16 protein-coding genes, 1 pseudogene and 1 riboswitch are annotated in these 16,918 nt (G+C 30.0%); of the genes and pseudogenes, 1 reads left to right on the top strand and 16 read right to left on the bottom strand.

Annotated features, from left to right (window positions below):
• Positions 1-2: 2 nt before the first annotated feature.
• The 14 genes from AC0N0V_RS04420 to AC0N0V_RS04355 all read right to left on the bottom strand — a co-directional run bounded on the left by AC0N0V_RS04420 (position 3) and on the right by AC0N0V_RS04355 (position 14,618).
• Complete coding sequence (locus tag AC0N0V_RS04420; protein ID WP_474462355.1) at positions 3-722, bottom strand: energy-coupling factor ABC transporter permease; 720 nt, start codon at positions 720-722, stop codon at positions 3-5.
• Between the two features lie 111 nt (positions 723-833).
• The gene (locus AC0N0V_RS04415; RefSeq protein ID WP_474464441.1) at positions 834-1,958 is read right to left on the bottom strand and encodes a pyridoxal phosphate-dependent aminotransferase; all 1,125 of its coding nucleotides are present in this window, start codon (positions 1,956-1,958) and stop codon (positions 834-836) included.
• 33 nt (positions 1,959-1,991) lie between these two features.
• Entirely contained in the window at positions 1,992-2,981 is a 990-nt protein-coding gene (cbiB, locus tag AC0N0V_RS04410) for an adenosylcobinamide-phosphate synthase CbiB (protein WP_474462353.1), read from the bottom strand.
• A 26-nt stretch (positions 2,982-3,007) separates the two neighbouring features.
• Positions 3,008-4,525 (bottom strand): cobyric acid synthase, encoded by a 1,518-nt coding sequence (locus tag AC0N0V_RS04405; RefSeq protein WP_474462351.1) that lies wholly within the window; start codon positions 4,523-4,525, stop codon positions 3,008-3,010.
• A gap of 298 nt (positions 4,526-4,823) precedes the next feature.
• Positions 4,824-5,004, bottom strand: a riboswitch (cobalamin riboswitch).
• A gap of 125 nt (positions 5,005-5,129) precedes the next feature.
• The gene (locus AC0N0V_RS04400; RefSeq protein ID WP_474462349.1) at positions 5,130-5,855 is read right to left on the bottom strand and encodes an energy-coupling factor ABC transporter ATP-binding protein; all 726 of its coding nucleotides are present in this window, start codon (positions 5,853-5,855) and stop codon (positions 5,130-5,132) included.
• 12 nt (positions 5,856-5,867) lie between these two features.
• A complete protein-coding gene (locus AC0N0V_RS04395) occupies positions 5,868-6,659 on the bottom strand; it encodes an energy-coupling factor transporter transmembrane component T family protein (protein ID WP_474462347.1) in 792 nt (263 codons plus the stop codon).
• 177 nt (positions 6,660-6,836) lie between these two features.
• Complete coding sequence (locus tag AC0N0V_RS04390; RefSeq protein WP_474462345.1) at positions 6,837-7,145, bottom strand: nucleotidyltransferase domain-containing protein; 309 nt, start codon at positions 7,143-7,145, stop codon at positions 6,837-6,839.
• A 104-nt stretch (positions 7,146-7,249) separates the two neighbouring features.
• Positions 7,250-8,335: a sensor histidine kinase gene (locus tag AC0N0V_RS04385; RefSeq protein WP_474462342.1), complete on the bottom strand. Its 1,086-nt coding sequence runs from the start codon at positions 8,333-8,335 to the stop codon at positions 7,250-7,252.
• A complete protein-coding gene (locus AC0N0V_RS04380; protein ID WP_474462340.1) occupies positions 8,332-9,018 on the bottom strand; it encodes a response regulator transcription factor in 687 nt (228 codons plus the stop codon). The genes AC0N0V_RS04385 and AC0N0V_RS04380 overlap by 4 nt, the downstream gene beginning before the upstream one ends.
• Before the next feature lie 18 nt (positions 9,019-9,036).
• Positions 9,037-9,594 (bottom strand): class I SAM-dependent methyltransferase, encoded by a 558-nt coding sequence (locus AC0N0V_RS04375; RefSeq protein WP_474464440.1) that lies wholly within the window; start codon positions 9,592-9,594, stop codon positions 9,037-9,039.
• 369 nt (positions 9,595-9,963) lie between these two features.
• Positions 9,964-10,608, bottom strand: a complete 645-nt coding sequence (locus AC0N0V_RS04370) for a TVP38/TMEM64 family protein (RefSeq protein ID WP_474462338.1) — start codon at positions 10,606-10,608, stop codon at positions 9,964-9,966.
• A gap of 216 nt (positions 10,609-10,824) precedes the next feature.
• Positions 10,825-12,735, bottom strand: coding sequence for a ribosomal protection-like ABC-F family protein (gene abc-f / locus AC0N0V_RS04365; RefSeq protein ID WP_474462336.1), 1,911 nt, complete (start codon positions 12,733-12,735; stop codon positions 10,825-10,827).
• On the bottom strand, positions 12,713-13,918 hold the full coding sequence (locus tag AC0N0V_RS04360) for an MFS transporter (RefSeq protein ID WP_474462335.1): 1,206 nt from the start codon (positions 13,916-13,918) through the stop codon (positions 12,713-12,715). Before AC0N0V_RS04360 ends, abc-f begins: the two co-directional genes overlap by 23 nt.
• 445 nt (positions 13,919-14,363) lie before the next feature.
• A complete protein-coding gene (locus AC0N0V_RS04355; protein ID WP_474462334.1) occupies positions 14,364-14,618 on the bottom strand; it encodes a TfoX/Sxy family protein in 255 nt (84 codons plus the stop codon).
• Positions 14,619-15,016: 398 nt separating this feature from the next.
• On the opposite strand from AC0N0V_RS04355, the gene AC0N0V_RS04350 reads away from it, so the two are divergent.
• The gene (locus AC0N0V_RS04350) at positions 15,017-15,322 is read left to right on the top strand and encodes a hypothetical protein (protein ID WP_474462333.1); all 306 of its coding nucleotides are present in this window, start codon (positions 15,017-15,019) and stop codon (positions 15,320-15,322) included.
• A 464-nt stretch (positions 15,323-15,786) separates the two neighbouring features.
• On the opposite strand, the pseudogene AC0N0V_RS04345 reads toward AC0N0V_RS04350, so the two are convergent.
• Together AC0N0V_RS04345 and AC0N0V_RS04340 are read right to left on the bottom strand one after the other, a co-directional pair.
• Positions 15,787-16,474, bottom strand: a pseudogene (locus AC0N0V_RS04345) (response regulator transcription factor).
• A gap of 1 nt (position 16,475) precedes the next feature.
• Positions 16,476-16,646 carry a hypothetical protein gene (locus AC0N0V_RS04340; protein ID WP_474462332.1) on the bottom strand — a complete coding sequence of 57 codons (171 nt, stop codon included), beginning with the start codon at positions 16,644-16,646 and terminating at the stop codon, positions 16,476-16,478.
• Positions 16,647-16,918: the final 272 nt, after the last annotated feature.

Raw genomic sequence — 16,918 nt, 5'->3', positions numbered from 1 at the left:
TACTACACCTCACTTAATTCTCTAATTTCCTTAGATGAGTAACTTTCAATAAACCCAAATATTATAACTGTTAGGACACCTTCAATTATAGCAAGGGGTACCTGTGTTATTCCAAATATGGATATGAACTTTATAAAGGCTGCCAAGACGCCTCCATCTTTAGCCGGAAAGGACAATGCCAATTGTACAGCTGTAACTAAGTAGGTGGTTAAATCACCAAGCATCGCTGCTAAAAAAATTGCTAATTTTTTATTTCTCTCCTTAACAAGCTTGAAAGTTAGGTAAGATACTATAGGTCCAACTATCCCCATAGAAAATACATTTGCTCCTAATGTTGTTATACCACCATGTGCTAAAAATAAAGCTTGAAATAACAATACAACTACGGATATAACAGCCATAACAAAAGGCCCAAATAATATTGCACCGAAACCAGTACCAGTTGGATGTGATGAACTTCCCGTAACTGATGGTAACTTAGTAGCAGATAGTACAAATACATATGCAGCTACAAGACCTAATAACATTTTTAAATCTTTATTTTTATGGGTTTTCTCCTTTATGTGCTTTAATCCTATTATCACAAAAGGTGCTGATAACACTAAATATACACCACACCATAACGGTGGTAGAAAACCCTCTGAAATATGCATTGCATAAACACTAGGTGAGATAGTCAATACTAATGCAAGTACCATGAGCAGATTGTATTTTTTCTTCATTTTTATTCCCCCGTCAACATTTTTATTTTATTATAAATATTTGACAAACCCTTATATTTTATCAATATACAACATTATGATTAAATTTCACTACTCTACATAAGCAAAATTTTATATTAAACTTAAGGCTTTTATAACTCTTTCATTACTGTCTCTATCCTTAATTGCTAGTCTTATGTACTTTTCATCTAATCCTTTAAAGTTATCACACTTTCTCATGACAATCCCTTTTTCTAAACATATCCTATAAATTTCATCACAGTTCATATCTCTAAGTTTACAAAGTACAAAGTTACTATAGGTTTCATAGACCTCTTCAATAATGGTTATTCTTTTAAGTTCTGATACCATAAACTCTCGTTCCTTATCAATCCACTTTACGGATTTTTCAATATAATCCTCATCCTTTAAAACATACTTTACTGCAATTTCTGCAAAACAATTTATATTCCAAGGATTTTGTTTGCCTTCTATTTTTTCTATTAGAATCTTATTTTTGCTTATGCCGTAACCCATTCTTATTCCTGGCATAGCATAAAATTTAGTTAAAGCTTTTATTATAAATAGACAACTGTAATTTTCTAACTCACTTAATAATGAAAATCCTTTTTTACCAGTAAACTCAATAAACGCTTCATCAATAATAATTACCTTATTATTTTCCTGGCAATAATCTAATATAGATTTAAACTTTTTCTTATCTATTACCATACCATTGGGATTATTGGGATTTCCTATAATTAATGCATCTACTTCTTTCATCTTTAAAACTATATCTTCATAGTCATAAGTCATATCTTCTTTTAGGTAGGAGTATTCAATCTCACAGTTCCACTTGGATGCATTCTCCTCATACTCTACAAAGGATGGAACTGGAATACACACTCTTTTAAAACAACTTAATACTAAATCTATAATCTCAGCTGCACCATTTCCAAGTACGATGTTACCTTCATTTATAGCAGTGCTGGCAAAGTCTATTCCTTTATGTTCTATAGATGATTGATCTTGAGTCATAAAATATCTCACACTGAATCCAATATAATCTTTTAAATAATTCTTAAGTTCTCTATACTTAGCATCAGGATATCTCACCATATTATCTATTGCTTCATTTATATTATTTTTAAAACTATCTGGTACACCTAAGGGGTTAATGTTTGAACTAAAATCTAGAAGTTCTCTCCCTTTTAAAAGCCCTTCTGTATACACATCTCCACCATGCTTCAATGTCATCACTTCCTGTAATATTATTCTTGATTTTATGTTCTAACAACAGCTAGTTTGCAAGTTATTAATCACTAAGGCTACAGCTGAATATATAGCTATCAAAAGAACTTCCGCTGCATACATAAGCTTTATACTATCATTTATGTGCTCAAAGTTAAGCTCTCGTATCTTATCTCCAATCGTAGGCTTATAAACTACTTCTCCAAAATACACATTGGTACCGCCTAGCTGCACTCTCATCGCTCCAGCTGCTGCTCCTTCTGGGTATGCGCAATTTGGGCTCTTGTGATTTTTTCTATCTCTAATCATTATTTTAAAACTCTCAATTGGACTTCCCTTTACTACGAAGGCAACTATGCATATAAGAAAACCAGTAATTCTTGCAGGTATAAAATTAAACACATCATCTACCTTTGCTGGAAAAAATCCTATATACCTATACTTCTCATTCATATATCCAAGCATTGAATCCATAGTATTTATTCCCTTGTACATCATAGCTAGTGGTGTACCTCCAATAATCCCATAAAGAAGAGGCGCTATAACTCCATCAGCAGTATTTTCAGCTACAGTTTCTACATCTGCTCTTATTATCTCTTTATCATTAAGTTCTTTTGTATCCCTTCCAACTATATATGAAAGCTTAACTCTTGCATCTTCTAAATCTTCACCCTTTAAAGCATAATAAACTTTCTTAGCTTCTCCACCTAAACATTTAGCTGCTATAGTTGTCCACATTATTATTACATTTAAAATAGTATATATCCAAAAGTTAAACTCAGTTAACTTCAATATTATAAACGGAACAATAAAACTTACAAATGCTACTATAATTACTATAAGCCCTCCAAAAGCCTTAATGCCTCTATCAGTCTTGCATAATTTTCTTCCCTTTTTTTCTAAGAAAGATATGAGCTTTCCTATATATATAACAGGATGAGGGAACCAGTATGGGTCTCCAATTATCCAATCAAGAATAACTGCAATGACTATTGCTATAACGTTACTTATTAGAAAAGATGTAATCAAAACGTTTCCCCCAATCTTTTTTCAGCCTATTTTTTAATTCCCATAATCTCATATATCTTATTCATATCTAAACTCTCTCTAACAATATCTGCAAGCTTATCTAATTCTGCTTCACGAAGACTTTCATAAGTCTTTGATTGTATTGTTTTCATTTCCTTTTTTACTCTAATCTTATTTAGTATAAACTCTCTAAAATCTACTCCATCAAAAACTCCATGTATGTAAGTTCCTAATATGTTACCCTCTGAATTTATTGCTCCGTCAAGAAGTTCAACCTTTTCTCCACTTTTATCCACAATCCTAAATAAAGGTTTTGCACATTCTCCATAAGTACCTATTCCCATGTGGATTTCATATCCATAAGCCTTTAACTTTCTATTCTCCATAGTACTTTCATTTTTATAAACATCAAAGTTTTCTATAGTTTCTGCATTTACTCTTGTAGTTATCTTTTCTTCTTCAAAAACTGTTTCTACATCTAAAAGCCCCATAGCTTCAACTTCTTTTACATCTGTTTCTACACCATATGGATCTTTTATAATTTTTCCAAGTATCTGATAACCACCACAAATGCCCATTACCAAGCCTGTTTTGCTATATTCCTTTATACAGCTTTCAAGTCCACATTCTTTTAGTTTTAATAAGTCTTCAATGGTATTTTTACTTCCAGGTATTATAAGTAAATCTGGGTTTCCAAACTCTTCTACAGAGTTTATAAATCTTACTGAAACATCTTCTTCACTTTTTAGAGCATCTAAATCCGTAAAATTAGATATACGCGGAAGCTTTATAACTGCTATATCTATAGGTGCTGTTACCTTTGTATTAAACTCTACTGCACCATCTTCGTCTTCAAGTGCTAAAGTAAAATGAGGAACCACTCCAAGACATGGCACCTTTATAATATCCTCAAGCATATTAAGTCCTGGCTTTAATATTTCTACATCTCCTCTGAATTTATTGATTATTGTACCTTTAACTCTTTCTCTTTCTTCTTCAGTGAAAAGGAGCATAGTTCCTGCAAGAGAGGCGAAAACTCCCCCTTTATCGATATCACCTGCAATTAGCACAGGTGCGTCCACAAGTTCAGCCATTCCCATGTTTACAATATCTCTATCCCTTAGGTTTATCTCCGCTGGACTTCCGGCACCTTCCATCACTACTATATCAAACTGTTCTTCCATGTTTTCAAAATGCTCTTTAAGCATATCTCTAAATTCAAGCTTCATATTATGATAATCCATTGCTGTGCTATTTCCATATACCTTACCATTAACTATAATCTGACATTTCTTATCAGAAGTTGGTTTTAAAAGTATAGGATTCATATAAGCCTCTGGCTGAAGACCAGCTGCATAAGCCTGAAGTACTTGAGCACGTCCCATCTCTTTACCATCCAATGTTATGTACGAATTTAAAGACATATTTTGTGACTTAAAAGGGCAAACTGAATATCCATCTTGTTTAAAAATTCTGCAAAGTGCAGTCACTAATATACTTTTCCCAACAGATGACCCCGTTCCTTGAATCATTATTTTAGCCATATATATCCCCCTCGTTCTTATCTATTATCCCTAATTTTTTATATCTATCTTATTTCGTAACTAGGCTTTGTGAAGATATATAAGTATCCCTGATGATGCATTTAATTGCCTTCATAGAACTTTTAAATTAAAAATTTAAATTCTTAAAGGCTGTTAAAAGTATTCAAAAATTACTTACATATACTCGCCTGTAAACGAAATAAAAGCAGTAAACTTTGAAAGTTTACTGCTTTTAACACTACTATAAAAACCGGTCAAACGGTCAGCATTCACATTAAAAGTACCTTCCCTCCGAAAGTCTACAGAACACATCTAGGCAGGTCTCCTGACTTATGATTCATCCTCACCTTCGCCTTCCTCCTAGCAGAGTGGCTTAATAAAGGTTCGTCCTCAAATACAGTAACGGGGGCTGTTGTGGACTCTCACCACATTCCCTTTTCACCTTTTTCTTAAAAGGCACCTAAACATATTATTTAATTCTACTATTTAAGTTTATTACAACTATACAAACATGTCAATGACTTCCATGTAAATGTAAATGGATATCAATACTCTTTAAAGCCAAATCATTGAACTAGTTCCTTACAAACTAAATATCTCCAACTTATTTAATATTATATTTTATTAGAAAATCATCGTCATTTATTACAGTTTTATAAGCATCGTCTCTTATAATATTATGCTCTTCTGAAAAAACTAATGCTCTCTGGAAAACATCCTCTACATATTGAAAATCATGAGTAGAGCAAATTATAGTTTTTCCACTGTTATTCAACTTAATTAATAGTTCTCTTAAAAATTTTTTGCCTTTTGGATCGATTCCATTCATAGGCTCGTCCAAAACTAAAACTTCTGGATTCATGGCAAGCACACTTGCAATAGCTACTCTTTTCTTTTCTCCGCCACTTAAATTATAAGGCTCTCTATCTTTAAGATCTTCAATATCTAAAAGTCTTAAACAATCAGAAACTCTTCTTTCTACTTCTCTTTCATCCATATCCATTTGTCTTAATCCAAAGGCAACTTCTTCATATACATTAGAAGAAAAAAGCTGTGCATCTGAATTTTGAAATACAAATCCAACTTTTTTATGAAAAAGTTTAGAAAACCTATTGTCATTTAATTTCTTGCTACTTATTTCCTCTTTATTAAAATGATATTCCCCTTTAGTTGGAAAAACTATACCATTAATTAATTTTAGAAATGTAGATTTACCACTACCATTAGGTCCTATTAGTGCTACTGCTTCACCTTCTTTGATAGTTACATTAATATCTCTTAGCACCTCTGTATCTTTATATCTAAAATGAACATCTTTAACTTGAATCATTTCACTCACATCCTAATTAAAGTAAAAGTACATTATTATTATTAATATATTTACTAAACAATATATAAAATCTTTAGAAGTAAATTTAAACTTTGAGTAAGCTTTATACTCTCCTGTGAAACCTCTACATTCCATTGCAGAATACATTTCATCTCCCATTTCCTTTGACTTTAGAAAAAGATTACCCATTATCTTAGAAAGCGAGGAGTACTTATTACTGTTTTTTCCCACTGATCTTAGCTTTAAAGCATAAAACATCTCTAGTGAAAATTCTCCTAGAATATAAATGTACTTTATCGTAATATCAAATACTAATATGAATATATCAGGTATAAAAAAAAGCTTCAGTGCTTTAGTAATATCATGCCATTTTGTAGTGTATGACAATATATTTACTGAAACTACAGTTCCTGTAACTTTCATAAGTAATAAAATACTATTTGTAATATTACCCATAAGCATAGAGGGTATAAGCATTACAACAGTAAATAAAGGAACTAAAAAGCTTAAAGCCAATACCTTTTTTATATCTTCTACCTCTAATAAAGCTATAAATAATAGTAAATATACATCCATAGCTAGTACATATGTAAAGCTTCTTGAAGTAGATATTAAAATTATGCTTAGTACTGTGAATATAAGTTTAATTACTGGATTTAGCTTGTACATAAAAGCAGTACTAACCTTATTATTTCTTTTTATTAAAGATAGCATGTGTATAATAGACACTATACTTTTGTCTATAAATCTATCTTTATCATTCCGAGGTATGTAGTTATCCTTCTTATAAAGCCAATCTTCCATAACATACACCTTCACATTCTGATAAACTGATTTTGTAAAAAACTTACTAAAATGTCTTATGTTAAAAATATATCATAATTAGTTGATTTATGCAATTTATTTATATTTTAACATAAAAAATCTCTAAGCATCAGGTTGAGTTTTAACTCCACCTGATGCTTAAAAATTCTTAATGTATCAACCATGTATTTTCACCCCAGTTCTCAAAATCAAACTTGCAAAACTTGCACTATCCTTAATACTTTCTTTCCACAGTTCTGGTGTGTATAAGATAAAATCTAATTCTTTATTACTTTGTATCTCCATTTCCATGTCTATTCTTATCTTTCTTTTGTCCATATACTCCATAATAATACATAAATCTATATCACTATCTAGTCTTGCACATCCTTTTGCGCATGAACCAAATAAATATATTTCTGATATATTGTATTTCCCTATTAATTGTTTTTTTATTTCATCTATTTCATGTTGAAAGGGTATCACAAAATCCACCTTCTTGATTTTTATGAAAAATTACACAAATTTATTATAACATCCCTTTAAAGTAAATAAACTATATTTTGTATAGATTGTTATCTTCCATTAGATTATTTGCTTAGTTCTAATTTAATTTTAAAGGTAATTATATTTTCATTACTCACAGCCCATATCTGTCCACTATGCAATTCAACTATTTTTTTACAGATAGCTAATCCTAATCCAGATCCAGGCATGTTATTTGATCGTGAAGGGTCAATTCTATAAAATCTTTCAAACATTCTATCTATCTTCTCCTTGGGAATATGCTCACCTCTATTAGAAAAAGATATTATAACATATCTTTCTTCCTTCTCTACATTTACCACAATATCTGAAGGCTTATAACTATATTTTTCTGCGTTATTTAATATATTTTCAAATACCCTAACAATCTTCTCAATATCTATTTTTACATTTATATTACTATCAGGCACATTATTTATAATTCTTAAATCTTTTTTTTCTAATATAGTGCCATATTCACCTAAAAGTTGATTTAAAATAGCGCATATATTTGCATTCACAAATTCTAATTGAACTTCACTACTTGATAACTTTGTATATTCAAATAGTTCATCTATAAGCCTTTTTAGCTTAGCAGATAAATTATAAGCAGAGTTTAAATACTCTTTTTCCTCTTCCTCACTTTTAAATTTTTCGTTTTTCAAAAAGTCTAAATAACCTATAATAGCAGTAAGAGGCGTTCGTAAATCGTGAGAAACATTGGTTATTAATTCCGTCTTAGTATTTTCTATTTCTCTTTCACGTTCAAATTTCTCTTTTAATTGTCTAGACATAGAGTTTATATTTCTACTAAGTTCCGCTAGATCGTCATTGCCTGCAACCTTTAGAGTAGAACCTAATTCCTTATTGGCAATTATTTCAACATTTTCTGAAATATATTTGATATATTTTATTTCTTTCTTTGTGACTATTAGAAAACTTACAATAAACACTATAATACCTGTCATGAAAACTCCGAGAACTATCATATTATACATAAAAGGATTCAAATTATTTCTGTTATTATATATATAAGTATTAGAAATAGAACTAGCAACCATAATTACAGCAGCAAATGAGAGTAAAAAACAAAATGCTATTTTAATTAAAAGATTAATACTTAAGCTTTTTGTCACTGTTAATCTTTTCATATCTTATATCCGACACCCCAAACCGTTTTAATATAAATAGGCTTTTTGGGGTCTTCCTCTATTTTTTCTCTTATCTTTGTTATATGAACCATAACCGTACCATCAGACTTATAAAACTCCTCTCCCCATACTCTTTCATAAATCTTTTCTATACTAAAAACTACTCCCTTATTTCTCGCTAAAAGTTCTAAAATATCGAACTCTTTAGGAGTAAGCCTAATTTCTTTATCTCCAATGAATACTTGCCTAAAATCTGCATTTATAGTCAAATTACCAATTTCGATACTATTCTTAAGCACTTGTGTGGCAGCAGTGTATTTCTTATACCGTCTAAGATTAGACTTAATTCTAGCTATAAGTTCCATTGCACTAAAGGGTTTTGTAATGTAATCATCTGCACCAGAAGTCAGCCCTTGGATTTTATCCATATCTTCAGATTTGGCTGATAAAAATATTATTGGTATTACACTACTTTCTCTAATTTTCATGCATACTTCAAGTCCATTCATTCCAGGCATCATTATATCTAGAAGCACTAAATCCACTTCATTTTCTTCAATTATTTTTAGCCCTTCCTGTCCATTTTCCGCTTTATACACCTCAAACCCATCATTTTCCAAATATATACTTATAACTTTTCTTATTTCTGCATCATCATCTACTATAAGTATTTTATTAGGCATAATCATACTCCTTTCAAATTAAACATTTCGACACTTTAAGACATATGCTGGTGGCACATTAAGTAAAACTCTTTCACAATCTATGTCTCCAAAGTAACTAGAAATATACTCTTTCTTTAACATGGTATATTGAAATGTAATAAATAGTCCACTATTCTTTAATATATTTCTCGTTTTCATCAATATTTCACTAGAAGCCTTTTTAGGTAGGCTAGCAAAGGGTAATCCTGAGACTACATAGTCCACTTTTTCAATATTATATTTTGCCAGATATTTATCTATATTTTGTGCCGAATCATTTATTATTAATACATTATCATTTTTATTATACTTATCTTTTAGTTCTTTACAAAACTCTTGGTTATATTCAATTAATATTAATATTGTATCTTTTCTTTTACTCCTTACAAGCTTGTCCGTAAAAACTCCAGTCCCTGGACCATATTCAACAATATATTTTGCATTTTTAAAGTCTATATCATTAATCATTCTATCCGCAAGTTTTTCTGAACTAGGAGCTACCGCTCCAACAGTCCTTGGTGATTTAATATACTCTATCAAAAACTTTATCCACATCATAGTACCCCTCCTGTATTCTTAAAAGATTAGTAATTTATCCGATGACTACCCGCTCTAATACCCCCACGCACTCTGTGAAAGTGATTCGCACCAAATCAAAGATTTGGGCTCTCTACTTTTCTCAAAGTGGGAGTAAAGATCGGCTACGTCCCTGGATAACGATTTCTAAGAATCAGGTGAAGTTAAAACTCAATCTGATTCTAAGAACTCTGTTTATGAGCACTCATCTCTCTAAAACTGACTTACAGGCTTAGTATAAAGTACAGATATTAAAATTCCCTTAGAAAATTCCTTAAGAATTCTTAACTTTCTCTAAAGTTTTCCAATATGACCAATAATACGTAAAGGGCCCAAAGCTTGGGCCCTTTATCTAAACTGATTTATATTTTTTTGTTCTTTGTTCCATAAGCGTATTGAATATATAGTAATAACTAAAATAACTATCCCAATTACCATAGTATTATTGTTAGGTGATAAAATAGTATCTCCAAGAAAACTATACAATAGCATCAACGGAGTATTAGCCAGTATCACTGTAAAAATGAACTTTTTATAACTTATCCCTGTAGAACTAGCTAAAAAACAGGCTACATCAGACGGAGCTACTGGACACAATATACCTATTGCTAAAACTCTCGTATTATTTTTAAGCAGCAAGTTATATAGTTTAGGATATTTATTAACCATATAACTTTGAATACTTGAGCTAATTAAAATTTTTGATACTGCATATATGATACTTTCACTAAGTATAACTGAAGTTAACGTTAGAACAAAAGCTTCTAATGGATTAAACATTATGCCACCTAAAATCATAAATGCTACACTAGGAATTAAAGCTGCTACCCTTAGAGTTGACAGTGTAATAAATAGTATTATTTTATAGTTACCAAAACCATCGAGAAATTTGTTTAAGTTATCCATATCCCCATTTAGTAGATTTAATTTATGAAAAATATATATCAATGTTGTCCAAACTGCTATTACTAAAAATTTGTTAACTTTTTTCATATCAAACTCACCTCACATGTAATTTCTAATTACTATTGTAAAGGTGAATTCTTAAATATCCGTATAAATAAATCTTAAGATTTATTAAGAAAGTGCTAATTTCGTTATAAGATTTTAATTTTAAGGATAAAAATAACTTTTTATTAGATTTCAACAATCAACATACCAATTCTAATTGATATGTTGATTGTATTGAACTAATTAATTTCTTAGTTTTTATAAAATTTGCAGCCACTGTTTCATTAGATCTTCAATTTCTAAATTAAGAACTTCTTTTAAGGTATAAAGTTCATTAAGTCTAGAATATTCATTACAACTTTCCATTTCTTCTTCGATTAAATTAATTTTACTTTCCAGCTCCTGAATTCTCCTTTCAATAACAACAGCTCTTTTTTCATTAATTTTTTCATTGTTCCCTATTCTTTTATTATATATTGGCTTATCTTCAGACTTTTTTACAATTAACTTTTTATTTTCTGATACAGTATTACTTTTTAACTTGTAATATTCATAGTTTCCTTCGTATGAAGTCAATACCCCTTCATTAAGTTCAACAATTCTGCTGCATATTTCGTTGATGAAATATCTATCGTGGGAAACAAACAAAATATTACCTTTAAATTCTTTCAATGTATCTTCAAGAGCCTCTCTGGATGTAATATCTAAATGATTAGTTGGCTCATCTAAAATCAGTGTATTAACTTCTTTAAACATAAGTTTTGAAAGTAAAAGGCGACTTCTCTCTCCACCTGAAAGATTCTTAACTTTTTTAAATACATTTTCACCATAAAACAAGAACTTTGCAAGGTACTCTCTAGCTTTCCCTTCAGATAACTCTATATCCTCTCTAAAACATTCTACTATTGAGAATTCTTCGTTCCTAAACACCACACTTTGAGGTAGATATCCTACTTCTAAAGAGGCACCAATTTGTAAAGTTCCTCTATCTAATACATAATCTTCACTGCCCTCTTGTGAATTTAAAGCTTTTAATATTAATTTTAATAGTGTAGATTTTCCACAACCATTATTTCCTATTAAGGCTAGTTTTTCTCCATATCTAAAATGAAGATTAGCATTGCTTAAAATAATCTTGTTTTCAAATTTTTTAAATCCATCCTCTAATTTAATTACATCTTTTCCTGAGCGCTGACCTGTATTAATATTTAAATTCATGCTGCGACTTTCGTGCTTAGGTTTATCTACCTTTTCTATTTTTTCTAATCTCTTTCTAATATTTTCAGCTCTTTTAAAGAACTTTTCATTATCTCCTTTCATTCCCCAATCTCTTAAGTCTTTTATAGTTTTCTCCATAGCATTAATTTTTTTCTGCTGAATATTGTAAGATTCAAGCTGAAGCTCAATATCCTTTTCTTTTTGTTCTAGATATTGAGAGTATCCTCCTAAATAGGTTTTACTTTTCATATTTTCAACTTCAATTATTTTAGTTACTACTTTATCTAAAAAATACCTATCATGAGATACTATAAGTACAGCACCCTTATAATTCTTTAAAAAATCCTCTAGCCATTCTATGGACTTTAAATCAAGGTGATTAGAAGGTTCATCCAGTAATAAAATATCAGATTTTTGAAGTAACACCTTAGCAAGAAGTACAGTGGTTTTTTCACCACCACTTAACGTGCTGAAGGTCCTTTGTTTAAAATCCTCGGTAATATTAAGTCCAATACAAACCTTGCTTAGCCTTTCTTCTATTTCATAGCCCCCAACCTGTTCATACCTTTGTTGAAGGTCATTATAAATTTTAAGAGTCTTATCTAATTCGCTTTCATCAATTTTTGCCATTGCTTCTTCTAGTTTTTTCATATTTTTTAAGATTTCATCCTCAGTATTGAAGGCTAAACTTAATACATCAATAACCTTAAGTTCTTCATTATAACTTGGCAACTGGTCTACATATCCCAGTTTAGAATCTTTTTTTATGATAATATTGCCATTGTACTCTGCTTCAAGGCCCATTATAAGCTTTAATATGGTACTTTTCCCACAACCATTCTTGCCAACTATACCGACCTTTTCACCTTCCTGAACTTCAAAGTTCATATTATCAATAATTTGAGTTCCTCCATAGTATTTTTTAATGTTATTTAGAGCTAATGCTATCATAATTTTCATCCCCTTCACTCGTTTCATTTACATTTTTAAGCTTAAATATTATAAAAACTATTGCAGGAATAAAGGCTAACCCTATTATTCCAAAAGCTAATGGAAGTCCCAGTTTTTCTCCTATAAACCCAACCACAGGAAAAGCACAGAGCATAAAAGCACTAAAGCATAGTGAATCAAAAGATAATATAGTTGCTCTATATTGTGATGGAATTAAAGAATTAATGTAATCGCTAAAAATTGGTACAGTAAATCCACTTATCATAGACGATAACAAGAAAACTAAAACTGAAACATAACCACTACTTACCGCAAGACCTCCAAGGATTATCACGTTTAAAATTGGCAGTATGATGATTACCTTTTTCATTTTTAATTTATTTTCAATGTAATAAGCATATTTCGAACTTAGAGCACTGAATAAATTATTTAGTGTAAAAATAATCGCTATAGCTGTTCTCGAAAAATCCATGTTTTCAAAATGTTTTTGACAATAAAAATACACTGTAGTTCCCATAGTCGTAATTAATGCATAGAAAAGAATTAAGTAAAGTACAACTTTTTTCTTTTTTAAAATGCTAAAACTTTCTTTAACTTGATGTACAAATACATTTTCCTCACATTTTTTAGTCTCTATAGGCGGCTCTTTAAAAAAGGAAGCTGAAGATAGTGAACAAATGTCAATTACTAATGCCAAAATATAAGCGTAAATAAACCTTAAGTCCGAAAGAATTCCCCCAAGTAAAACCGCTGCAGCTCTTGCTATTTCTATATAAAAGGATATAGATCCAAATATTTTTTTATATTCATTCTCTCTTCCTAAAAGCTTTAAACTATCGTATATTAGTGAATCTGATGCACCAGAATTTAAATTATAAGAAAGAGCAGAGAATATAAAAGCAATTGCAAAGCCTGTAAAGCTGTTAGAAGATATCATAAGAATAGTAGATATTCCACTAAGTATTCTTCCAAGCATTACACTGACTTTTTTCCCATATATATCTGCAATAGCTCCAGTAGGAATTTCCCCTAGAAAGCTTGTCAAATGAAATATAGATTCCAAAATTCCTATTTCTACTAGACTTAGGCCCTTAAAACTTAAATAAAGCACCCATATAGCAGAAGTTATATTAAAATAAGTAAAAAAATTATATACATAACTAACTTTAATGTTGTTTTTCATTGATATCACTCCTATTGAATATTTTACAAAAAAACAAATAAGCCATATAAATCACTAGTTTTGATTTACTGGCTTATGAGAGTGTACATCCAAAAACATTGAAATTTGTTTCATTAAAAAAGCTCTATAGTATAAAACCATAGAGCTATAATCCGTGCTAAACTTTAATAAAAGATCTTAGCATTTAATTAAGCATGATTTTATACGTATAGCTTCTCTAAAAAAGGACGCACTTCTCCCGTAAAAAAGTACATTTCCGTTTTTTGTAAACGAACTGCTACACATCATGCATTTCATACTAGACCCTCCTTAAGTAAAATTAAATATATCTATTATTATAATCAATTTAGTAATAAATTACCACCACTTTTTGAATATAATTTTATTCACTACTTATTCCCCCCATATGTATTCTAGTTGTTTAAAGTTACAATTTTTCTTTCAGTTATTTTACTGTATTATAAAATTCTTTTAGTTCATTTTTCACTTCACTTGAAAGATTGTGCCATCTAATTCCTTCTATTGCCCCTTCTATGGCACATAGCCTATTAATGCAAGCTGAATTATCCATAGCTTTAATATCTAACCAAGCCTGTTTACTTCCAACTTCTTTTAATTGTTCAACTGTTTCTATTCCAACTTCATTAAGCTGTGCCTCTAATTTACTACCTATATTAGGTAGTTTACATAATTCTCCCATCAACTTTCCCTCCCTTTGAAATCTAGAAGCTTATTTCGCTTTGTCTTGCAACTATCATACTGTTTCATAAAAAATTGTACCATACTTTATTAGATTTAATAAACCTCACTTGTAAATTTATACCACTAAATTGTATACTCATTTTATGATCAGAAGTGTCGATTATACTCCCAAATGTATAGATGTATTTGCTTATACATCTAGATAATAGCAAAAAATAGAAGTCAACTACACCTTCATTTATAAATTGTAACATGCAAACAAATCATTACTAATACTTTTTATATCATGTATATAAGTAAAATAGTATTTTGTTTTAATGCTTAATAAGCTATCATTTATTGTAAGATTATCGTAATATATACATAAGGTATATACTAATAAGGGAGATGAACACTATGAATAAAGATAATATACTAGATAATATTGATATTGCTAGTGAACAGGTTTTGAATATTGTTAAGGGAAATATAGTAAACAACAAAGACTTATCCTGGCAATGCTATAGGTTATATAATCGCTCCATGAGATTAATCAAATTTTCCATTCTTTCCGATCAGTCTGAAAATGGCCTTGTTCCTATTGAGTTAATAGAAAAGGAAAGAGAACTGATTTTACAAGCTACTCTAGAAATTTTAAATGAATTTAAACGTGAGAATAATCTTAAAAAATTTAATATTGATAGCTTATATTCTGACAGATAGATTGCCTAAAACAAATATTATATATGCCTATCATAAAAGTAGTTGGATTTTGAGTTAACCTCTATATTGGTAATCAATATATGATATAATTAAAAATTCTTGATAATAAAAATAAGCTGGAATTAACCCAGCTTACCTTTTGAATAAACAAGATTCCTGAATTGTTTGTGCCTGTTTTGTTCATTCAGTATTACGCATTATAGCGGAGTATCTATAATACAATTTAAAGTTTAACCACATAATTAAATTTTATACTTTATGATGGTTTTTATACCCCCCTAAACCAAGTTACTCTCAATATAGTTAGGATTATTTGCTATAACAAATGATCCTTTATCTATTTGATTACATGCTTTTACTACGTTGTGTAAGAAAGGTACGATATTAGAAAAAAACAATTCAAAGTAGATTAAGCCCTATCCTACCACAACATTATTAACAATATTAGTTTTCTTCCGAATATACTATATTTTGAATCTATAACCAGCTCCCCAAACAGTTTCAATATACTGAGGCTTTGATGGATTTGCTTCTATTTTCTCACGGAGTTTACCTATATGAACAGTAACTGTAGATATGCCCCTAAAGAATCTACACCCCCTATTCTTTCGAAAAGCTCACTTTTACTGAAGACTCTATTAGGATGCTCCGCTAAAAATATAAGCAAATCAAATTCCCTTGTTGTAAATATAACTTCATTATCGTTTAAAAATACTCTTCTCGATAACCTATCTATGCAAAGTCCTCTAATCTTTATTTCATCCTTTTTTTGTTCCTGGATTCCTATAAGTCTCTCATATCTTGCAAGATGAGCTTTTACCCTTGCTACAAGCTCACTTGGGCTAAAAGGCTTTGTTATATAGTCATCAGCACCAAGCCCCAAACCTCTAACCTTATCAATATCTTCTTTTTTGCAGAAATCATTAAAATCGGAATATTACTCTCACTTCTAATCTGTTTACATATTTCAAAACCATCTACCTTAGGAAGCATCAAATCCACTATAATTAAGTCATAATCTTTACTTTTTGCTTTTCTTAATCCGCTGTCACCACTATTTTCAATATCTACATAAAAAGAACTTATCTCAAGATACTCCCTTTCAAGTTCTGCAATACTCTTTTCATCTTCTATAATAAGTATTTTTTTCATTTTATCCCTGCCTTGCTATTTTTTTAAGAGTGGAAAATATACTAGTTCCTATTTCTTCTTCACTTTCAGCCCAAATCCTGCCTTCATGTTCTTCTATGTTTAGATTAGGTTTTGGATTTCCAGGTTTTATTCTTATAGCTATGTTTATAAAATTTATAATAATTGCAGCCATAGTTGTACTTATAAGGAGGATGTTTAAAAAATCCAATATTTGCAAAAGTGATGCATTAAGAATTCTGGATAATAAATTCGCTAATGGCGAAATAACAGAAGAAGATTATTTATATAGGAAAAACGTACTTACTCAATCGAAATGCTAATTAAAATTTTTTGAATAAAAACCTATATATATTTTTATAATTGCCCAAACTCAAAATGGTATTGTTCCTATTGAATTAATAAAAAAGGAAAGAGAACTGGTTTTGCAGTCTACTCTAGAAATTT

It is taken from the genome of Clostridium sp. CS1-1, from assembly GCF_056135525.1.
The sequence above is the reverse complement of the archived record's forward strand: the minus strand, read 5'-3'. Positions and strand labels throughout refer to the sequence as shown.

Excerpts from the sequence above, each read along its gene's own strand:
- AC0N0V_RS04420 (WP_474462355.1), bottom strand. The coding sequence starts at position 722 with ATGAAGAAAAAATACAATCTGCTCATGGTACTTGCATTAGTATTGACT.
- AC0N0V_RS04415 (WP_474464441.1), bottom strand. The coding sequence starts at position 1,958 with ATGACATTGAAGCATGGTGGAGATGTGTATACAGAAGGGCTTTTAAAA.
- AC0N0V_RS04405 (WP_474462351.1), bottom strand. The coding sequence starts at position 4,525 with ATGGCTAAAATAATGATTCAAGGAACGGGGTCATCTGTTGGGAAAAGT.
- AC0N0V_RS04400 (WP_474462349.1), bottom strand. The coding sequence starts at position 5,855 with ATGATTCAAGTTAAAGATGTTCATTTTAGATATAAAGATACAGAGGTG.
- AC0N0V_RS04395 (WP_474462347.1), bottom strand. The coding sequence starts at position 6,659 with ATGGAAGATTGGCTTTATAAGAAGGATAACTACATACCTCGGAATGAT.
- AC0N0V_RS04385 (WP_474462342.1), bottom strand. The coding sequence starts at position 8,335 with ATGAAAAGATTAACAGTGACAAAAAGCTTAAGTATTAATCTTTTAATT.
- AC0N0V_RS04380 (WP_474462340.1), bottom strand. The coding sequence starts at position 9,018 with ATGCCTAATAAAATACTTATAGTAGATGATGATGCAGAAATAAGAAAA.
- AC0N0V_RS04375 (WP_474464440.1), bottom strand. The coding sequence starts at position 9,594 with ATGTGGATAAAGTTTTTGATAGAGTATATTAAATCACCAAGGACTGTT.
- AC0N0V_RS04370 (WP_474462338.1), bottom strand. The coding sequence starts at position 10,608 with ATGAAAAAAGTTAACAAATTTTTAGTAATAGCAGTTTGGACAACATTG.
- abc-f (WP_474462336.1), bottom strand. The coding sequence starts at position 12,735 with ATGATAGCATTAGCTCTAAATAACATTAAAAAATACTATGGAGGAACT.
- AC0N0V_RS04360 (WP_474462335.1), bottom strand. The coding sequence starts at position 13,918 with ATGAAAAACAACATTAAAGTTAGTTATGTATATAATTTTTTTACTTAT.
- AC0N0V_RS04355 (WP_474462334.1), bottom strand. The coding sequence starts at position 14,618 with ATGGGAGAATTATGTAAACTACCTAATATAGGTAGTAAATTAGAGGCA.
- AC0N0V_RS04350 (WP_474462333.1), top strand. The coding sequence starts at position 15,017 with ATGAATAAAGATAATATACTAGATAATATTGATATTGCTAGTGAACAG.
- AC0N0V_RS04340 (WP_474462332.1), bottom strand. The coding sequence starts at position 16,646 with ATGGCTGCAATTATTATAAATTTTATAAACATAGCTATAAGAATAAAA.